This is a genomic window from Vibrio sp. 1249-1, assembly GCF_033340495.1.
The window spans coordinates 1-516 of the sequence record NZ_JAWOWJ010001178.1 but is presented as its reverse complement, the minus strand read 5'-3'; the positions used below and the strand labels follow the sequence as shown (position 1 = coordinate 516).

At 45.9% G+C, this 516-nt stretch carries 2 pseudogenes; one reads left to right on the top strand and one right to left on the bottom strand.

The features are described from left to right. A pseudogene (locus tag R7Z50_RS31125) lies at window positions 1–380 on the top strand (lipid A biosynthesis lauroyl acyltransferase); the annotation flags it as partial. A gap of 60 nt (window positions 381–440) precedes the next feature. On the opposite strand, the pseudogene pyrE reads toward R7Z50_RS31125, so the two are convergent. Further along, window positions 441–516: pseudogene (pyrE, locus tag R7Z50_RS31120) on the bottom strand (orotate phosphoribosyltransferase); the annotation flags it as partial.

The following is a 516-nucleotide window of genomic DNA, read 5'->3' as shown; positions in this document are numbered from 1 at the left end:
TGATTCGTGTACTGCGCAGCGGCGAGCGTTTGTTCTACTTACCTGACCACGATTACGGCCGCAATAAATCGGTCTTCGTGCCGTTTTTTGCCATTGATGACGCTTGTACAACAACCGGCACCAGCATTTTAGCCTACACATCAAAATGCGCGATCATTCCAGGTTCTGGTTTCCGCAATGACGAAGGCAAATACGAAATCATCGCTGATAAGTGCATTGAAGCCGATTACCCACAAAAAGATGAAGTGGCTGCGGCTGCTTACATGAACAAGTACGTGGAAGAAGTGATTTTGCGAGCACCTGAGCAATGGATGTGGCTGCACAAACGCTACAAAACCATGCAAGATGAAACCGAGCCCAAAGGCATTCGCTACAAATAAATCGCAAAAGAAAAGGTATCCGATTGGATACCTTTTTTATTGAATTGGAAAAGTGGGAAATTAGATGCCGTATTCCGCGCGGTATGCTTTCACCGCATCAAGATGCTCGGTCGCGTTACCTTTTTCTTCAAGGTAA